Origin of the sequence: Pseudomonas sp. RA_105y_Pfl2_P56, from assembly GCF_963970845.1 — a bacterium.
GTDB classification, from domain to species: Bacteria; Pseudomonadota; Gammaproteobacteria; order Pseudomonadales; family Pseudomonadaceae; genus Aquipseudomonas; species Aquipseudomonas baetica_A.
Genome location: NZ_CAXAPL010000039.1, coordinates 36,052 through 53,299, shown reverse-complemented (window position 1 = coordinate 53,299; position 17,248 = coordinate 36,052). Strand labels below are relative to the sequence as shown.

17 protein-coding genes are annotated in these 17,248 nt (G+C 59.5%); 7 read left to right on the top strand and 10 right to left on the bottom strand.

Features of this window, described 5'->3' with window-relative positions; genetic code table 11:
- Window positions 1-355: 355 nt before the first annotated feature.
- Window positions 356-739: a hypothetical protein gene (locus tag AACY11_RS22635; RefSeq protein ID WP_339495750.1), complete on the top strand. Its 384-nt coding sequence runs from the start codon at window positions 356-358 to the stop codon at window positions 737-739.
- Window positions 740-775: 36 nt separating this feature from the next.
- Window positions 776-1,132: a hypothetical protein gene (locus AACY11_RS22630; protein WP_339495749.1), complete on the top strand. Its 357-nt coding sequence runs from the start codon at window positions 776-778 to the stop codon at window positions 1,130-1,132.
- 127 nt (window positions 1,133-1,259) lie between these two features.
- On the opposite strand, the gene AACY11_RS22625 is transcribed toward AACY11_RS22630, so the two are convergent.
- Window positions 1,260-2,369, bottom strand: a complete 1,110-nt coding sequence (locus AACY11_RS22625; protein ID WP_339495748.1) for a PilT/PilU family type 4a pilus ATPase — start codon at window positions 2,367-2,369, stop codon at window positions 1,260-1,262.
- Between the two features lie 128 nt (window positions 2,370-2,497).
- Between AACY11_RS22625 and AACY11_RS22620 the strand changes: the two genes are divergently transcribed.
- Together AACY11_RS22620 and AACY11_RS22615 are read left to right on the top strand one after the other, a co-directional pair.
- A complete protein-coding gene (locus AACY11_RS22620) occupies window positions 2,498-5,035 on the top strand; it encodes a PAS domain-containing hybrid sensor histidine kinase/response regulator (RefSeq protein ID WP_339433141.1) in 2,538 nt (845 codons plus the stop codon).
- A gap of 51 nt (window positions 5,036-5,086) precedes the next feature.
- Window positions 5,087-5,362, top strand: coding sequence for a peptidylprolyl isomerase (locus AACY11_RS22615; protein WP_007912322.1), 276 nt, complete (start codon window positions 5,087-5,089; stop codon window positions 5,360-5,362).
- A gap of 45 nt (window positions 5,363-5,407) precedes the next feature.
- Here the strand turns inward: AACY11_RS22615 and AACY11_RS22610 are convergent, their stop codons facing one another.
- The 8 genes from AACY11_RS22610 to AACY11_RS22575 all read right to left on the bottom strand — a co-directional run bounded on the left by AACY11_RS22610 (window position 5,408) and on the right by AACY11_RS22575 (window position 11,944).
- Entirely contained in the window at window positions 5,408-6,340 is a 933-nt protein-coding gene (locus AACY11_RS22610; RefSeq protein ID WP_339433140.1) for a sugar kinase, read from the bottom strand.
- Between the two features lie 52 nt (window positions 6,341-6,392).
- Window positions 6,393-7,607 carry an amino acid deaminase gene (locus tag AACY11_RS22605; RefSeq protein ID WP_339495747.1) on the bottom strand — a complete coding sequence of 405 codons (1,215 nt, stop codon included), beginning with the start codon at window positions 7,605-7,607 and terminating at the stop codon, window positions 6,393-6,395.
- 39 nt (window positions 7,608-7,646) lie between these two features.
- Window positions 7,647-8,411, bottom strand: a complete 765-nt coding sequence (locus tag AACY11_RS22600; RefSeq protein WP_339433138.1) for an IclR family transcriptional regulator — start codon at window positions 8,409-8,411, stop codon at window positions 7,647-7,649.
- An 84-nt stretch (window positions 8,412-8,495) separates the two neighbouring features.
- Window positions 8,496-8,885: a RidA family protein gene (locus AACY11_RS22595; RefSeq protein ID WP_339433137.1), complete on the bottom strand. Its 390-nt coding sequence runs from the start codon at window positions 8,883-8,885 to the stop codon at window positions 8,496-8,498.
- Between the two features lie 29 nt (window positions 8,886-8,914).
- Window positions 8,915-9,712 carry an amino acid ABC transporter ATP-binding protein gene (locus AACY11_RS22590; RefSeq protein WP_339465937.1) on the bottom strand — a complete coding sequence of 266 codons (798 nt, stop codon included), beginning with the start codon at window positions 9,710-9,712 and terminating at the stop codon, window positions 8,915-8,917.
- The gene (locus AACY11_RS22585; protein WP_339433135.1) at window positions 9,709-10,371 is read right to left on the bottom strand and encodes an amino acid ABC transporter permease; all 663 of its coding nucleotides are present in this window, start codon (window positions 10,369-10,371) and stop codon (window positions 9,709-9,711) included. The genes AACY11_RS22590 and AACY11_RS22585 overlap by 4 nt, the downstream gene beginning before the upstream one ends.
- 9 nt (window positions 10,372-10,380) lie before the next feature.
- On the bottom strand, window positions 10,381-11,043 hold the full coding sequence (locus tag AACY11_RS22580) for an amino acid ABC transporter permease (protein ID WP_038368362.1): 663 nt from the start codon (window positions 11,041-11,043) through the stop codon (window positions 10,381-10,383).
- A gap of 52 nt (window positions 11,044-11,095) precedes the next feature.
- Window positions 11,096-11,944 (bottom strand): transporter substrate-binding domain-containing protein, encoded by an 849-nt coding sequence (locus tag AACY11_RS22575; RefSeq protein ID WP_339433134.1) that lies wholly within the window; start codon window positions 11,942-11,944, stop codon window positions 11,096-11,098.
- A gap of 350 nt (window positions 11,945-12,294) precedes the next feature.
- On the opposite strand from AACY11_RS22575, the gene AACY11_RS22570 reads away from it, so the two are divergent.
- The 3 genes from AACY11_RS22570 to AACY11_RS22560 all read left to right on the top strand — a co-directional run bounded on the left by AACY11_RS22570 (window position 12,295) and on the right by AACY11_RS22560 (window position 14,147).
- On the top strand, window positions 12,295-12,729 hold the full coding sequence (locus tag AACY11_RS22570) for a thioredoxin family protein (RefSeq protein ID WP_339495746.1): 435 nt from the start codon (window positions 12,295-12,297) through the stop codon (window positions 12,727-12,729).
- 135 nt (window positions 12,730-12,864) lie between these two features.
- Window positions 12,865-13,461, top strand: coding sequence for a paraquat-inducible protein A (locus AACY11_RS22565; RefSeq protein WP_339433132.1), 597 nt, complete (start codon window positions 12,865-12,867; stop codon window positions 13,459-13,461).
- Window positions 13,458-14,147, top strand: coding sequence for a paraquat-inducible protein A (locus tag AACY11_RS22560; protein WP_339465938.1), 690 nt, complete (start codon window positions 13,458-13,460; stop codon window positions 14,145-14,147). The genes AACY11_RS22565 and AACY11_RS22560 overlap by 4 nt, the downstream gene beginning before the upstream one ends.
- Here AACY11_RS22560 and ydiJ read toward each other — a convergent pair.
- Window positions 14,080-17,106, bottom strand: a complete 3,027-nt coding sequence (ydiJ, locus tag AACY11_RS22555) for a D-2-hydroxyglutarate dehydrogenase YdiJ (protein ID WP_339433130.1) — start codon at window positions 17,104-17,106, stop codon at window positions 14,080-14,082. The genes AACY11_RS22560 and ydiJ overlap by 68 nt on opposite strands.
- Between the last annotated feature and the right edge of the window lie 142 nt (window positions 17,107-17,248).

Sequence of the window (17,248 nt, the reverse complement as noted above, 5' to 3'; positions counted from 1 at the left end):
TGGTCTGGACAGACAAGAACCTGGGAGCCGATGGGCACTGTGATGTTGAACCCGGATCGGCAGCAGCAGACCAAGAAAAGAGCGGCATAGTTAGACGGCGACGCGACAACAACCTTGAAAAACGCCGTTCCTGGCATATGGTTTTGGAATCGCGTCCGACATTGCTCGGTGCGTAAAGCTCAAGGCCGGCAATCGACTTGCAGACAGCGCTGCCGCCAATTGATGGATCGACATCTAACAAAAGTGCGGTCACCAATAACCGGGCGAGACCGGAATTTGAGGGTGTGTCTCCCGGCTGAGAACCAAACCACTGCAGTTTTTGCAGATAAGCCGTGGCCAGATCGCGCGCAAAGGTGTGGCTCAGTACACGGCCAACCCACCCGGCGACGTTCTCTTCGGTGACGGCGGTTTGTCCAGTATTGCGGTGCAGGACATCCAACAGTTTTTTACCTGCACCCACCAATTGTGCAGTCACCAGACGTATGGCGCGACATTGCTCGGCAGACAGGACAATCAGCGAATGATCTTCAGCATCCAACTGTGTCCAGAAATTGCCGAGCACATCCACTTTCGGATTGAATTCAAAATAACCGATCAGGTTCTTCGTTTGCGCCAACGTTTGCGGAACAGGCAGCCCGTGAAACTTGAGCCATTGATCGATATCGACATAATCGACGTCATAGATATACCCGCCAGCCTGTTTGGCAATATCACCAACGACCAGAACATTTTTATATAAATAAGTGAGCTGAGGAATATTATCGAGATCCACTTCATGCCATTTTTCAGTTTCCTTGCGAAAGACTTCAACTCCACCTTTTTCATTTACCCTGACCAACGCCATATTCAATGCGCGATGGCGACGCAACTCACTCATGATCCGGTCGTTGTTGGCCAACTTGCTCCAGAACACGCGCCCGGGGTTGAACACCTCATAAAAAGACGAGCCTGCCCGCACCTCAACGGTATAACCCTGCCAGCTATAAACCGGATCAACCCCTTGCTCTTTGACTCCATCGCGCAACTGGGCAAGTACGAGCTCTCGCTCTTCAGCATCAAACGCCTTTCGACGCTGATGCTCCTGACAAAAAACGCCATAAGACTTGAACAACTTTCCTGCAACCTCAGATGACATCACAATTTCCTTATCAATATTTATGCGCTCTAGTTGCGCCTGAAAAGCTAACCCCATTCGCAACTAGATAAGCCATCAGATATTTATAAGCCAATATGTAAGCCACGAAAAAACCAACACCCAACTACTCCAACAACCCCCAATCATCATGCCCTTCTTCCCGATGACTCACACTGTCCATTTGCAACTTAATCTTCAACCTCAAATTAGTTACAGAGTCAGCATGTTTCAACGCCTCTTCTTCGCTGAGCACTTGATCTTCAAACAGACTGAACAATGACTGATCAAATGTCTGCATGCCCACAGCCCCAGACTTTTCCACGATCATTTTAAGTTCACCTAATTCATTGCGGCCTATCAGATCGCTAATAGTCGGTGTTCCCAACATTACTTCCACCGCGGCCCTCCTCTGCCCGTCAACCGTGCGCACAAGTCGTTGTGAGATACACGCTCTCAAGTTAACGCCTAACGTCTGCAACAACGGCGACCGCCGCTCCTCCGGGAACATATTGATAATCCGGTCCAACGCCTGGTTGGCGTTATTGGCGTGCAAAGTGGACAGCACCAGATGCCCGGTCTCGGCGAACGCCAATGCATGTTCCATGGTTTCACGGTCGCGAATTTCGCCGATCAGCACCACGTCCGGCGCCTGACGCAGAGTATTTTTCAAAGCGATATGAAAACTGCGGGTGTCGACACCGACTTCACGCTGGTTGATGATCGAACGCTGATGACGGTGGATGTATTCGATCGGGTCTTCGATGGTGATGATATGCCCGCTGCTGTGGCGGTTACGGTGATCGATGAGCGCTGCCAGTGACGTTGATTTTCCCGAATCGGTGGCGCCGACGAACAAGATCAGCCCCTGTTTGAGCATCACGGTTTCGAGCAATACCGGCGGCAGTTTCAAGTCCTCGAAACGCGGAATGTCGAGCTTGACGTTACGGATCACAATCGACACATCGTTGCGCTGTTTAAAAATGTTTACGCGAAAGCGTCCGACACCGGTTCGAGAAATTGCCAGGTTCATTTCCAGATCCCGATCGAACTCCCGGCGCTGCTCGGCGTCCATCACCGAGTTGGCAATTGAGGCTATCTCACCGGGCTTGAAGCGTTGTTCGCTCAACGGCGTCAGCACCCCGTCGAATCGCGCACTCGGTGGTGCGCCTGTTGACAGAAACAGGTCCGAGCCGTGACGGTCCGCCAGTTGTTTGAGCAGTGCATCGATTTCCATGGCAAAAAGCACCCGCGAAGCTTTCAATGAACAGAGAGGCCCGGTGCCGTGACGCGACGGGCCAAATGGCGTCTACCGAACTAGGATAGTAGACGCCGCCTCACCGACCGACGCTCAGGATTGATGTAATGAACGCTGTACCCACCACCGATGACGCCCAGGCACTGATCGCCCGTACCGACTGGAGCCAAAGCCCGCTGGGCGCCTCCGGTACCTGGCCGCAGAGCCTGCGCACGGCAGTGGACATCGTGATTCACTCGCCGATGCCGATGTTGCTGTTGTGGGGGCCGGAGCTGACGCAGATCTATAACAACGGCTTTGCCCTGCTTGCCGGGAGCAAGCATCCGAGCGCTTTCGGACAGCCTGCCCACCAGATATGGCCGGAACTTCGAGACTTCACTGACCCGATTTACAGCGCCGTCCTACAAGGCCAGGTGCGCACCTATAGCGAACGACGCTTCACCCTGCAACACGACGGCAAGGATTCCGATTTCTGGCTCGACCTGACTTACAGTCCGATCCGCGATGAAAGCGCAAACGTGGCGGGAATTCTGGTCACGGCGATTGAAACCAACGAGCGGCGGCGTATTGCTCTGGAACTGCAACGGCGCTCCGACGAAAGCCTCAAAGCCCAACGTGAAACTGAAGAGCGCCTGCAACTGGCGCTCGCCGCAACCGATGCGGTGGGCACCTGGGACTGGGACATCGGCGAAGACCGCTTTATTGCCGACGCGCATTTTGCTCAATTGCACGGCATCGATCCCGCCCTGTCGGGGCAGTTGCCAATCACCGAGTACCTGCAAGGCGTGCATCCCGAGGATCGGGCAATGGTCGCGCGCAGCATCAAGCACTGCATCACCCACGGCACCGAATACGCCGAGGAATATCGTCTGCTGCAACCTGGCGGACAACTGCGCTGGGTGTTTGCTCGCGGGCGCTGCTACAAGGATCACCATGACCGGCCGGTACGCTTCCTCGGCGCCGCGCTCGATCTGACCGAGCGTAAACACACCGAACAAGCGTTGCGTCAAAGCCAGACCGAGTTGCAGTTGATCATTAACGCCATGCCGATCCTGATCAGCTATGTCGACCACGAAGAACGTTTTCGCCTGAACAACGCGGCGTATCTTGACTGGTACGGCCAGACGCCGCAGGAGCTCTATGGCCGCACGATTCGTGAAGTGATAGGCGAAGAGGCGTATTTCCTGCGCCTACCGTATATCGCCGAAGCGCTGGCGGGCCGGCCTTGCTCATTCAGCCTCTACACGCCGCACCGCGACGGCAGCAACCGCCATGCCCTGATGAACTACTTGCCGCGCCTGGGCGCAGAGGGTGCGGTCAATGGTTTCTACATCTTTGTGATCGACGAGTCCGAGCGCAAAAAAACCGAGGAGGCCCTGCGCAACCTCAACGAAACCCTGGAGGAGCGCGTCAGCGCCCGCACCGAGCAACTGGCTCAGGCCAATCAGCGGCTGCAGAACGAGATGTTCGAACGCGAGCGCGCCGAAGACGCGCTGCGCCATGCACAGAAGATGGAAGCGGTCGGGCAGCTCACCGGCGGCATCGCCCATGACTTCAACAATATGCTCACCGGGATCATTGGCAGCCTCGACCTGATGCAGCGCTATATCGCCAACGGCCGGACCGATGAGATCGGGCGCTTCACCGACGCCGCGGTGTCGTCCGCCAACCGTGCGGCGGCGCTGACCCACCGTTTGCTGGCGTTTTCGCGGCGACAATCGCTGGATCGCAAGACGCTGAACGTCAACACGCTGATCCATTCACTGGAAGATCTGATCCGCCGTACCAAGGGCGATCCGATCGAACTGACATTGCGCCTGGCCGATCAGGTGTGGCCGGTCAGCACCGACGTCAGCCAACTGGAAAACGCCCTGCTCAATCTGGTGATCAACGCCCGGGACGCCATGCCTCATGGGGGTGAGTTACTGATCGAGACGGCCAACGTCTATCTCGACGGCAGCGATATCACGACGCTTGAGCCAGTCAAGGCTGGCGATTACCTGATGCTGGCGGTCAGCGATAACGGTACCGGCATGACGCCTTCGGTGCGATCGAAAGCGTTCGATCCGTTTTTTACCACCAAACCCATCGGCCAGGGCACCGGCCTGGGCTTGTCGATGATCTATGGTTTTGCCCAGCAATCGGGCGGGCATGTCAGCCTCGACAGCTTGCCGGGCCAGGGCACTTGCGTACGTTTGTACTTGCCGCGCCTGCATGGCGTTGAGCCTGAGCACCCGGCTATGGAGCCGATTGAGCAGACCCCGAGCACCGTCACCGGGGAAACCGTGGTGGTGGTCGAAGACGATCCGGCGGTGCGCATGCTAGTGCTCGATCTGCTCAACGAGTTGGGCTACAACGCCCTCGAAGCAGAAGACGCGAAGACCGCCCTGCCCTTGCTGGAATCCGGCGTGCGGGTGGATTTGCTGGTCACCGACGTTGGCCTGCCGGGCATGAACGGCCGGCAATTGGCGGAAATCGCCCGGCAGCAGCACCCACGACTCAAGGTGCTGTTCATGACCGGTTATGCGCAGAAAGCCGCCGAGCGTCAGGGTTTTCTGGAGGACGGCATGGACATGGTGGCCAAACCGTTTTCCATTGAGCTTCTGGCCAGCAAGATCCGCACGATGCTCAGCCAAACGCCTTGAGTTGAGGCATAATCCGCGGCCCGCCGTCACCCCGTTATCAGGTATCGCAAGATGAAAGCCCAAGCCCGCCACATCCTGGTGAAAACCGCCGAAGAAGCCGAACAGCTCAAACAACGCATTGCCAAGGGTGAAGCGTTTGATGTGCTGGCCAAAAAATTTTCCACCTGCCCGTCCGGCAAGCGCGGCGGTGATCTGGGTGAAGTGCGGCCGGGGCAAATGGTCGGTGCGATCGACGCGGTGATTTTCAAGAAGCCGCTGCGCACGGTCCATGGGCCGATCAAGAGCAAGTTCGGTTATCACCTGGTGCAGGTGTTTTACCGGGACTGAAGGGTCGACTCGCGGACCGACTGCGCAGCAAGCGGCATCCACCGCTTACCTCGGAATCAGCGCCCCAGGCACCTGAATCACCCGACTCGCCAACCGGTGCCCCGCCGCGGCCGCCTCCGTCGGGCTGCCCCCCAGCAAACGACTGGCCAGATACGCCGCACTGAACGAATCCCCCGCCGCCGTGGTGTCCACCACCTTTTCGACCTTTTGCGCCGGCACCTCAAACACCTCACCGTCGCACCGGATCAGACACGCCTGGGCGCCCCGTTTGAGCACCACTTCCGGTGTGCCGATCAGCGCGTAAGCCTCGAACACGGCATCGCCGTCAGCAAAACCAAACAGCGCCTGGTCGTCATCGACCGTCAGCAACGCCAGATCGACATAGGGCAACACGCTGCGATAGGCCGCCCTCGCATCCTCCGACGACGCCCACAGACGTGGCCGGTAGTTGTTATCGAAGACAATCCGCGCATCACGCTGGCGGGCCTCGGACAACACTTCGATCAGTCTTTCCCGGCCCTGCGCACCGAGCACGGCCAGGGTGATGCCGCTGAAATACAGCACGTCGTAATCCGGTAACGCCGCCAGAATCGGTTCGGCGGCCGGGGTGGTGAAGCAATCGCGAACGGCCGCTTCGTTGCGCCAGTAGAGAAAACGCCGTTCGCCGTTGGCGTCGGTCTGGATGCAATACAGGCCGGGCAAACGACCCGGCAGGCGTTGCACGAGATCGAGGCCGATGCCTTCGCTGGTCCAGATCTGGCACATGGCGTCGCTGAAGCTGTCATCGCCCAGCGCGGTGACGTAGTCAACCTGAGCCTGATCGCCCAAGGCGCGGGACAGGTACACGGCCGTGTTGAGGGTATCGCCGCCGAAGTTTTGCAGCAGACTGCCGTCGGCGCGTTGCTGCAGTTCGATCATGCACTCGCCAATCAAGGCGATGCGCGGGCGGTGTGGGCCCAAGGGGCTGAGGCTGGTCATTTTGTGGGTCTCTGTTTGATCGAGGGTGTCTGGGCAGACGCATTGGCGAGCCTTAGAAACAGGTCTCCATGCACTCGATCACCGTCAACTGCTCGTCGACCAGCAACCCCACGCGCCATTTATCAAAGGTCAGGCACGGGTGCGAAGTGCCGAAGGAAATGATGTCACCCACGCGCAGCTCAACGCCCGGCGCTACGGTCATGAATGCGTGCTGATCCATCACCGCTGTCACTTTGCACGCGCCGACGTCATCGCCCACCGCCGGCACCACACCGGCCTGGTAACGCAGCAACGGTACCGGCAGACCGGCATCGAACGCGACATCCCGTTTGCCCAGCGCAATCACCGCAAACCCCGGTTCCGGCATCGACTGCACATGAGCCCAGACCTCCAGCGCCGGCCGCAAACCTTCGTGCAAATCGCTGCGCCGATCGAGCACGCAGCACTGCGCCTCTTTGTAGATGCCATGGTCATGCGCGACATAACTGCCAGGGCGCAACACACTGAGGAAACGTCCGCCCGCGTTCTGCGCCTCGAACGATTCGGCAATCAGGTCATACCAAGCCGACCCCGAAGCCGTGATGATCGGCTTGGCAATGGCAAACGCGCCGCTGTCCTGCAACTGCACCGCCAGACGCACCAGCGACGCGGCGAACTCACGAATGCCGCTGACCGCGTGATCGCCATGAATCACGCCTTCGTAACCTTCGATACCGGTCAACGCCAACGAAGGTTGCGCGTTGATTGCTTTGGCCAGTTCGATGACTTCCTGCTCGCTACGGCACCCGCAACGACCACCGACCACGCCGTATTCGATCATCACGTTGAGCTTCACACCGCGCGAGGCAAAGTAAGCACCGAGATCGGCCACGTTGTCCGGGTGATCCACCATGCAATAGAACTCGAACGACGGATCCGCCAGCAGTTCGGCAATCAATGCCATGTTTGGCGTGCCGACCAATTGGTTGGCCATCAGCACCCGGCGTACGCCATGGGTATAGGCCGCACGGGTTTGGGTCGCACTGGCGAGGGTGATGCCCCAGGCACCGGCGTCGAGTTGGCGCTTGAACAGCGCTGGGGTCATGCTGGTTTTGCCGTGGGGCGCCAACTCGGCGCCGCTGTCGCTGACAAACTTTTGCATCCAGCCAATGTTGTGTTCCAACGCTTCGCGGTGCAGCACCAGCGCCGGCAGGCTGACGTCACTCGCCAGGTGCGCGCCGATCGCGGCATCGCCCTTTTGCGCAGCAGTATTGATGGCAGTCGTCATGGTCAAACTCCTCGCAGCCGCGCCCGCAGGCCGCCGCGTTTATTCGTTGATTCGCCGGGCGAGGCTGTTGGCGCTCTCGATCAGAACCCGGCGATAGTCGTCGTAATTGTTCTTCGCATCGGCCCGTGGTGCGACGATGCACAGGGTGCAAATGGCCACGCCATTAGGGTCTTTGACCGGAGCGGCGAAGCAATGGGTGAAGGTGTCGGCGACGCTGTCGAAGGAAAAAAATCCGTCGATACCGGCCTGACGGATCTGCGCCAGAAACAGCTCCAGCGACAAGCGTTCACCGTCGGGCAGGATGTAATCGTCTTCGTCGATCAGGTCGACGATTTGCTGGTCACTCAGGTGCGCCAGTAGCAAACGACCGGATGCCGTCCACGGAATCGGCGCGTTCTCGCCGATGTCGGAAGAAATACGGAAATGCCGTTCACCTTCCTTCATCAATGCCACCGTGTACTTGCGCCCATTGAGCAGGCACATCTGCGCGGTTTCACGGGTCTGGCTGACGATCTCCTGCAAGGCGTGATCTGCCTCGCGGCTGAGGTCGAAATGACGCAGGTGCGCCTGACCGAGGAAGTACAACTGCCGGCCGAGATAGACGTGACCGTCCTTGCCCACCGGTTCCAGAATCCGCCGCTCCAACAAGGACGCGACCAACTCATAGACCGTGGATTTCGGGCTGCCGATGCCGTTGGCGATGTCGTTCGGGCGCAGCGGCTGGCCGATTTCCTTGAGGAAATCGAGGATATCGAACGCTCGGTCCAGGCCACGCGCCCGGCGTTTGATGGTGTCTTCGGTCATTTCTGCAGTCCCCAATGAAAGTGCCGGGAGTTTACCGAGAGTGCCGCATCGACGGTAAGAGCGCTTTGGCGAGCAAGCCCCCTCTCAACCCTTTCTCTTGTACGCAATGCAATCGATCTCGACCTTGCAATCAACCATCATGCTCGCCTGTACGCAGGCCCGTGCCGGGGCGTGCTCAGGTTTGAAGTATTCGCCGAACACCTTGTTGAAACTGGTGAAATCCCGCGGGTCGTCCAGCCATACGCCAGCGCGAACCACATCTTCCAGGCCATAACCGGCCTCTTCGAGAATGGCGATCAGGTTCTTCATGGTCTGATGGGTCTGCTCGACGATGCCGCCAACAATGATCTCGCCATCCACCGCGGGCACCTGGCCGGACACATGCAGCCAGCCATCCGCTTCAACGGCGCGAGCGAAGGGGCGTGGCTGACCGCCAGCGGCCGTGCTGCCGGTGCCGTATCGAGTAATGCTCATGGGTACTTCTCCTGATTACAAAGCAAAAATTAGAACCGCGTGCTCTTGAGAAACTCAGCCAACCGCGGTGATTGCGGGCGTTCGAACAGCTCCTTGGGAGGCCCCTGCTCTTCGATCCGCCCCTGATTCATGAAAACGATCTTGTCCGAGACCTCGAAAGCGAAACGCATTTCGTGGGTCACCAACAGCATGGTCATGCCTTCGTCGGCCAGGCCCTTGATCACGTTAAGCACTTCGCCGACCAACTCCGGGTCGAGCGCCGAGGTGACTTCGTCGAACAGCATCAGGCTCGGGTTCATGGCAATGGCCCGGGCAATCGCCACGCGCTGTTGCTGACCGCCGGACAACTGACCCGGGAAGTGATTACGCCGTTCCAGCAGGCCCACCCGCTCCAGCCATTTCTCGGCCAGGACCACGGCTTCGTCCTTGTGCATTTTCTTCACCTTGAGCAGCCCAAGGGTGACGTTCTGCAAGGCCGTCAAGTGCGGGAACAGGTTGAATTGCTGGAACGCCATGCCGGTCATCGCGCGATGACGGGCGATGACTTTTTCTGCGTGGCGCACGCGTTTGCCGTTGACGTCGTCATAGCCGATGGATTCGCCGTCGAGCAGGATCTGCCCGCCCTGGAACTCCTCAAGCATGTTCACGCAACGCAGCAGCGTGGTCTTGCCCGACCCGCTGGAGCCGATCAGTGTCACCACGTTGCCGCGTTGCATACTGAGGTCGACACCTTTGAGTACTTCGACCGCGCCGTACTGCTTGTGCAGGCCACGGATGTCCAGCAGTGGCTGGCCGTTTTGTACGTTGGAAACTGGAGCGTCTGTCATGGCAAGGCCACCCGTTTTTCAATGTGCCGGCCGAGTAATTCGATGCCGAAGTTGATGACGAAGAACAGAAAACCGGCGAACAGGTAGAACTCCAGTGTCATGAAGTTCCGAGCGATGATCTGTTGGGTGCTGAGCAGCAATTCGGCCACGCCGATCACCGACAGCAAGGTCGACGCCTTGACGATTTCGGTGGACGAGTTGACCCAGGTCGGCAGAATCTGCCGCAGCGCTTGGGGTAACAGCACGTAGCCGAGGGATTGATAAAACGTCAGGCCAATGGCTTTGCCCGCTTCCATCTGGCCGCGAGGCAAGGCTTGCAACGCACCGCGTACGATCTCGGCAACGTGGGAGCCACAGAACAGCGTCAGGCCCAACGCGCCGGCCTGAAAAGCGCTGATCCGCCAGCCCAGCGCCGGTGCCATATAGAAGCAGGCCAGCACCAATACAAACACCGGCGTACCGCGAATGATGTCGACGTAAAAACGAAACGGTGCGCGCATCCAGAACTTGCCGTAGGTCAGCACCAGACCCGCGACGACGCCGAGCATCGTGCCGAACAAAATCGCCAGCGCCGACACCTGCACACTGGTCAGAAAACCCTGCCAGAGCGGCTCGCGCGCCACCCATAACTCATGCAACCAACTGGGGGATTGGTACATCACTGCCTCCTATCGGCGGATCGCCAGACGCTGCTCCAGATAACGCAGCAGCATGGCGATGAGGTAACAGGCCGCGACATACAGCGCCGTGGTCACCAGCCAGGTTTCGATCACCCGGTAGCTCTCGACGTTGATCTTGCGCGCGTAATAGGTCAGCTCCGGCACCGCAATCGCGGCAGCCAACGAGGTGTCCTTGAACAGCGAAATGAAGTTGTTCGACAGCGCGGGCAAGACGTTGCGCAGCATTACCGGCACGGTGACGTAGGCCTTGACCTGCCATTCACCGAGGCCGATCGCCAGCCCGGCTTCGCGCTGGCCTTTGGGAATGCTCAGCAAGCCACCCCGGAACACTTCGGTCAGGTACGCCCCGGCATACAACGACAGGGTGATGATGAACGACGGGATCTTGTCCAGCCGGATCCCCAGGCTCGGCAACGCAAAGTAGATCAACAGAATCAACACCAGGATCGGCGTATTACGCACCACCGTGACGTACACCGAGGCCAGCACCCGCAAGGCGCGATGCCTGGACAGCAAGGCAAACGCCATCAGCAGGCCGATCACGCAACCGATGGCGATCGACACCAGCGCCAGTTCAAGGCCCAGACCCAGCCCCGCCAGCAAGGTGTCGAAATCGCGCCACACGGCGGCAAAGTTCAACTGATAGTTCATGGTCAGCAGTACCTTGAGCGGGGCGCGTTATGGGCGCCCCACTCTCACAGGATCATTTGAATTCGACAGGGAAACCGATGGCGGGCGATGGCAGGTCAACACCGAACCATTGCTTGAACGACGCCGCGTAAGTCGGGAATTCAACGCCGGTCATGGCTTCATGCAACGCCGTGTTGACGAAGTTCAACCAATCCTGATCGCCACGTTTGACGGCGCACGCGTAGGTCTGCGGGCTCCAGGCATAGCTCGGGCTGCGATAGCGGCCAGGGTTCTGCACCATCAGGTATTTGACCGAGGACTGGTCGGTGGCGGCGGCATCGGCGCGGCCGGAGTTCACGGCCTGATACATCAGATCGACGCTGTCGTACTGATCGACCTTGGCTTTGGGCAATGCCTGATGCACCAGTTCTTCGGCGTATACGTTTTGCAGCACCGCGACCGTCACGCTGTCGCCCGCGGCTTGCAGGTCTTCGATTTCCTTGTACTTGCTGTTGTTCGGCAGCAGCAAGCCAACACCTTCGCGGTAATACGGCAGGGTGAAGGCAACTTGTTGGGCGCGGCTGGCTGTCACGGTGATGAACTGGCAACTCATATCGACTTTGTCGGTGAGCAGATTGGGGATCCGCGCATCGGACGACTGCACCACGAACTCGACTTTGCCCGGGTCGTTGAACAGCCCTTTGGCCACGATCCTGGCGATGTCGATATCAAAGCCCTGCAACTTGCCGTCCGCGCCCTGAAAGTGCCACGGCGCATTGGTGCTGCCGGTGCCCACAATCAGTTTTCCGCGGGCCAGCACACTGTCGAGCTTGCTGTCGGCGGCCTGAGCCAGGCCCATGACAGTTGAAGAAGCTGCAAGAACAAAAACACACGCTTTGAACAAGGAAGGTCGGCGATGCATGGCAAGCACTCCTGAGACTTTTTATTCCGCTATAACGGAACTTGGTTTGTTACTACGGAATAGATAGCAGAAAGTGTGCCACAGGATTCGCCAGGAATCTGCAATGGATTGAAATGCTTGAAGAATCAAAGGGATGCATGATGTGCGGCATTAGGCGCTACGTGAGGTGCCACTGCCCAACGCTACCGAGGGCCACACATGGGCGGGTACTCGGGCAACATTCGGGTGCACCGTGATCAAGCGAGCGCACTGCTTTAGTGATGCCTGCCTGTCAACTCTGACAGTAGATGAGAGGGTTCGATGGGGGTTAACGTTGCAGTCGCGCTCACTCGTTGAACAAGGAGGTTTCCATGCAAACGACAACTCGTCGTTCGGACTTGCCTGCCATTTACCGTAAAGCCCTGAAAACCTGGCGGCCGGTCATCCTGTACTTCGCCAACGAACACTGCCCCGCCTGCGAAAGGGCCGGGCCGATTTTTCGTCAGACTGCCGAGCCGTATCGGCATCGTGCCAACATCTACATGCTCAATACCCGTGAGTCGCCGCGCCATCCGCTGGTCACGGGAACGCCGACGGTGCTGTTCTACAAGAACGGCAGGCTTGTGAAGAAACTCAAAGGGATTGGCACAGAAGGAACACTCGCGGCGGACTTTGCCCGGCACATTGGCAACACCAAGGCACCAGCGGTGCAGCAAAAATCACGGCACGACCTGATCTGGCTTCGTCGTACGTTGCGTCATCTGTGCACCATCACCGGTGCGCGCCGGCAGAGGCGCGGCGCCTGATACATCGCCTTCGCGAGCAAGCCCGCGCCCACACTGGACTTGTGGCTGGATCACAAATCATTCGCCCCTCCCAGCCCATGGCGCTGGTGGGGTCTATAGTGATCAGGTCTTGTGCCCAGCCGTCGAGTGCCGCCCATGGCCCACACCGAACACCTGATCATCTGTGAGCACTGCGACTGTGTGTACGAAAAAGTCGTGCTCACTCAGCATCAGAAGACCCTTTGCACGCGCTGCGGTGGCGTGTTGCAGCGCTACAACGGTTTGACCGCCGAACAACGGCTGGCCCTGAGCTTTACCGCGGCCATGCTGTGGTTGTTCGCCAATTTCTACCCGGTGATGAGCATCAGCATGAAGGGCCTGAAAAACAGTGCAACGCTGTGGGATTCGGTGCTGGCGCTGAGTCAAGGGCCCATCACGTTCATGGCGATGGTCGCGGCGATTTCGATCATCATCGCCCCGGCCTTTCAATTGGTGCTGTTGATCTGGGTGCTCAGCTTCGCCCTCTCTTCACGCCGAGCGCCGGGCTTCAAGGTCTGTTTGCGCTGGCTGGAAACGTTGCGCCCCTGGAGCATGCTCGAAGTCTGCCTGCTGGGGGCGATGGTGGCGGTGTTCAAACTCGCGGGGTTGCTTGATGTGTTGCCGGGCATCGGTCTGTTTGCCCTTGCCGCACTGAGCCTGATGATGATCCGCATCGCCGGCCGCGACATTCGTGATCTGTGGGACATTCCATGAAACGACCAGCGACGGCCAGCGAACTCAATCTCTGCCTGTGTCACAGCTGTGGGCTGGCCTGTGACATGAGCGACGAGCCCCAAGAGTGCCCGCGCTGTGACGCACCGTTACACCGGCGCAAGCCCCATTCACTGGCTCGCACCTGGGCCTACCTGTTTGCAGCGCTGGCGTTTTATGTGCCGGCCAATCTACTGCCGGTGATGAACACCGTCATGCTCGGCAACGGCGCCGACAGCACGATCATGAGTGGCGTGCTGGAGTTCTGGGACGGTGGCGCGTGGGACATAGCCCTGATCATTTTCATCGCCAGCATCGCGGTGCCGGGCATCAAGTTCGTCGCCCTGTCGCTGCTGCTGATCACCGTGCAGTGCGGCAGCGGTTGGGCGCGTCGCGAACGCTCGAAACTGTTCCGCTTCGTCGAGCTGATCGGCTATTGGTCGATGCTCGACGTGCTGGTGGTGGCGTTGGTCGCAGCGCTGGTGAAATTCCAGGCGCTGGGCGATATCGAGCCGCGCCCGGGCATCCTGTTCTTCGGCATGGTGGTGGTGTTCACCATGCTCTCGGCGATGAGTTTCGACCCTCGGATGATCTGGGACAACGCCCCGGACGACGAACTGCTCAGCGACGCAGAACCGCCAGCAGCACCTGCAACGGATGGCGCAGCGCCTGATCCGACTGGCGCTTGACCTGGCTGCGGCACGAATAACCGGTGGCCAGCGCCTCGCCCTGCGCCACCGGCACATCAACCTGCCGCGCCCACGATTGCTCGTAGATCACCGCCGACGTTTCGCGGTTACGCGCCTCGTGACCATAGGTGCCGGACATGCCACAGCAGCCGGTGGCCTGAGTCGCCAGTTTCAGTCCCGCGCGTTCAAACACTTGCTCCCATTGCCGAGTGGCGGCCGGGGCGTTGGTTTTTTCCGTGCAATGGGCCAGCAAACGGAACGTCTGGGCATTGCCCTGACGAACCTGTTCCGGCATCACCTTGAGCAACCACTCCTGCACCAGCGCCACTTCCGGGCATTGCTCCATGCCGGGCACTTTCAAGTATTCCTGGCGATACACCAGGGTCATCGCCGGGTCCAGCCCCAGCAGCGGCACACCGACATCCGCCAATTCACGCAGTTGCCGGGCATTGCGCAGCGCCGCGCGGTTGAACGCCGACAGGAAACCCTGAACATGCAGGGGTTTGCCGTTGGCGCTGAACGGCGCCAGATACACCTGATAACCCAGACGCGAAATCAGTTCGATCAGGTCTGCCAGCAGCGGTGCTTCGAAGTAACGGGTGAAGGCGTCCTGCACCAGCACCACGCTGCGCTCACGTTGCGCCGCGCTCAGTGCAGACAAGGTCGCCACCGTCGCCGGTTGCACCTGCCAACGGCGCATGGCTGCGTGAAAATCAAAGCGACTGAGCAGCGGCACATCGACCATGCCCCCCAAGCGTTCGAGCAGGCGGCGAATAAACGAGGCGCCCATCAAACCGTTGTACAGCGCCGGAATACGCGCCATGTACGGGATGCTGTATTCCAGCGAGGCAATCAGATAGTCCCGTGCCGGACGCAGATAACGGCTGTGATACAGCTCAAGAAACCGCGAACGAAACTCCGGCACGTTGACCTTGACCGGGCATTGTCCCGCGCAGGACTTGCACGCCAGGCAACCGGCCATGGCGTCGTAGACCTCATGGGAGAAGTCTTCGGACTGCGCACGGCTGTTGCGCCAGCGCTGCCACAGCGATGAGAAAAACGCCGGGCGGCGAATGGCATCCGACAACACATCAACCCCCGCCTCGCCCTGCAACCGCAGCCACTCGCGAATCAACGAAGCCCGGCCCTTGGGCGACTGCGAACGTTCACGGGTGGCTTTCCACGACGGGCACATCGCATCGTCCGGGTCGAAGTTATAGCAGGCACCGTTGCCGTTGCAGTGCATGGCCGCGCCGTAGCTCTGCCAGACTTTTTCGTCGATCTGCCGATCCAGTTCGCCGCGCAAAGTCACTTCGTCGATTTTCAGCAACGTCGCATCGGTATTGGCGGCAGTGGCGATCTTGCCCGGGTTGAATTGGTTGAACGGGTCAAACGCCGCCTTCAGGGCTTGCAGTGCCGGATACAGCTCACCGAAAAACGCCGGTGCGTATTCCGAGCGCAGGCCTTTGCCGTGCTCGCCCCACAGCAGTCCGCCGTAGCGTTGAGTCAACGCGGCAACACCGTCGGACACCGGGCGCACCAGCGCCGCTTGCTGCGGATCTTTCATGTCGAGAATCGGTCGTACGTGCAGCACGCCCGCATCGACATGGCCAAACATGCCGTACTGCAGGCCATGGCTGTCGAGCAAATCGCGCAACTCGGCGATGTACTCGGCCAAATGCTGCGGCGGCACGGCGGTGTCTTCGACAAACGGCTGCGGCCGCGCTTCACCGGCGACGTTGCCGAGCAGACCAACCGCCCGTTTGCGCATGCCGTACACCTTGCTCACGGCGGCCTGCCCGACGGCCAGCGTGTGGCCCAGCCGCTCAACGGTTTGATCGCTGATCAAGTGTTCGATGAAGGTCTCGACCCTGCGCTGCAAGTCTTCGGGATCATCACCACAGAACTCGACCAGGTTGATCCCCAGGGTTGGCCGCTCGGCGCTTTCCGGGAAATACTCGGCAACGCCGTGCCAGACGATGTCCTGCATCGCCAGCAGCAGGACTTTGGAGTCCACGGTTTCGATCGACAACGGTTTGAGCGCCATCAAGGCCCGGGCATCGCGAAGCGCGTCCATGAAGCCTGCGTAACGAATGTTCACCAGCATCGTGTGCTTGGGGATCGGCAGCACATTCAACTTCGCCTCGACCACAAACCCCAACGAACCTTCAGCACCGCACAGCACACTGTTGAGGTTGAAACGGTGATCGGCTTCACGCAGATGCGCAAGGTCGTAACCGGTCAGGCAGCGGTTGAGATCGGGGAAACGCTCTTTGATCAGTGCGCCCTGCTCATCGATGATCTGCCGGGCGCAGCGATAGACGTCGCCAACCCGGTCTTGCCGGGCACACAGCGCTGTCAACTCGCTTTCCTCCAGTGGCAGACCGTGCAGACGCTCGCCACCACGCAGGATCATGTCGAGTTCGAGCACATGGTCGCGGGTCTTGCCGTAGGTGCAACTGCCCTGGCCGCTGGCGTCGGTGTTGATCATGCCGCCGACGGTGGCACGGTTGGAGGTCGACAACTCCGGTGCGAAAAACAGCCCGGCGGATTTCAGCGCGGCGTTGAGCTGATCCTTGACCACCCCGGCCTGCACCCGCACCCAGCGCTGCTCAACGTTGATGTCCAGAATGCGGTTCATGTGCCGCGACAGGTCGACGACGATGCCGTCGGTCAGCGACTGCCCATTGGTGCCGGTGCCACCGCCGCGTGGTGTGATCACCACTTGTTTGTAAGCAGGCTCGGCGATCAGCCGTGCAACCCGCGCCACATCCTCGGCATCCATGGGAAACACCGCCGCTTGTGGCAGGCGTTGATAGATCGAGTTGTCGGTCGCCAACACCACGCGGCTGGCGTAGTCGGCGCTGATTTCACCGCGAAAACCGCTGGCCTTCAGGGCTTTGAGGAACTGCTGGTAATCGGCCGTCAGTGCGGTAGCGGGCGACAGTTGGGCAATCATCGGTCAGGGCATCTCAGGGCAAATTCGGGTCGTGTGGCGGTGAACAGTTGTACGCAACGAATGATTGCGTCACCCTCCGCCATCTAATGGTGCCCATGTTCATTGTTGAAGGACGCTGGGACAACCGTAAATTCGACCCGCT